The organism is Microcystis sp. M49636_WE2, from assembly GCF_030065375.1.
GTDB classification, from domain to species: domain Bacteria; phylum Cyanobacteriota; class Cyanobacteriia; order Cyanobacteriales; family Microcystaceae; genus Microcystis; species Microcystis aeruginosa_C.
The window spans coordinates 1-1,563 of record NZ_JASJFG010000886.1 but is presented as its reverse complement, the minus strand read 5'-3'; the positions used below and the strand labels follow the sequence as shown (position 1 = coordinate 1,563).

The 1,563-nt window shown below is 35.6% G+C and carries 1 protein-coding gene; it reads right to left on the bottom strand.

The genetic code is table 11. The annotated features are described in order from the left end of the window. Positions 1 to 1,563, bottom strand: a 1,563-nt coding sequence (locus PX484_RS20310) for a type ISP restriction/modification enzyme (protein ID WP_353853251.1), incomplete at both ends; no start/stop codon positions are given.

The window sequence follows — 1,563 nt, the reverse complement described above, 5'->3', positions numbered from 1 at the left end:
ATTTGTTGATAATGTTCTAGGTCATCGTAGCTAAGGTGGCGACCTTTGCGGTCTTTTAGCCACTTCTGACACACTTGATAACCGCCGATATAAAAGTTCCAAATTTGAGGCGGAATCCCCGCAAAATACTGGTCAGAATTAATCGAAATTTGTTGTTTATTTTCGTCATATTTCACCTGTTCTACTAGATTAGAACCCGCCACGGGATAGCTACTAATTTCTTTTCCCGTTGCTTTCATTAGGTGTAAATGTACTAATCTGTCACCTTTTTTGACTAATTCCCAGAATAATTCTTGATTACTGGTTAGGGGAACACGAGGAAAGTCTATTTTTAAAAATTCGGCGTAACGTTGGCGATATTGGGGAGAGTGAAAGACAGCATAGATATAGTTAAAAATGTCTTCTGGTCCAAAGGTTTTCTTTTTGTCTCCTTTGCCATCACTGATAAATTCTAAGTCAAGTTTTGCCGAAAGTTCCTTAATAAATTCAGGCGCTAGATTGGGACGGCGACCATTTGGCGAGTTGGTTGCTTCTGTTTCAAATAGGGTTGGGGTATTGGTTGGGTAAAGATAAAGGGGAAAAATATTAACTCCACCTCTTCTAAAAATATTAGTATCAATGGCATTCTCAAAAACAGTAATCAAGGCCCATTCAGGATCATTAACCGCAATTCCTTGGCGACCTATACCTATACTAATGTTATTCTTATTCATCGTATGCTGAATTATTTCATGCCTCAACCGATTTACTAAAGCATCATGATGATAATAAGGTCTAATATCAAGAGGTCTATATAAACATTGAGTGAAATAAGATTGCCAATTAGATTCAGATGTAAAAGATTTTCTCTTTTGATTTAAATTCCAATCTAAACTGTCTTCCAACTTATATTTATTTTTTATTTCTGAATCATTTATAAGTGTATTTCTAAAGTCATTGATTCGCTCGATTAATTTAGATTTATCAAAATCATAGACAAAGTGATCTCTATGGGTTTTGATGCCAGAACCCTTTGTCAACATGATTGTATCAAGTTCCCAATATTTTTGATATTCATCAGATGAGACTTTGCTCTGAGGATTAAATAGGTAAAAATCTGATTTGGGATTTATAATTTCCCATTCAGTTGAACTAATATCATTTTCATCTAACCAATAATACTTACCTCCAACTAACTCCTTATGCTCTTTCACCTCTCTAACCCCCCACAAATCAGCATGATAAACCTTGGCTAAATCTTGCTGACTATCTTGATACTTAATAAAAAACGCAATCGCTACCCCTTGCTGAATATCAAACACATTTTGATCTGGTGAACCGTCGGGACAAACTTCTTTTTTCTTACTATTCCCATGCAAATCTAAAACATAAATCTCATCAAAAGTCTGCATCAAATTTTGACGCATTCCCCGAAAAGTTGGGTTATCCAAATAACCATGATTTGTAATTAACGCCACAACTCCATAACCAGTTTCCGCTACCCGATACTGAGCAAAGCGAATAAACTTCACATAATCATCTAATAAACCTTTAGGGTTTCTCTCTCCCAATGGTTTTCCATCT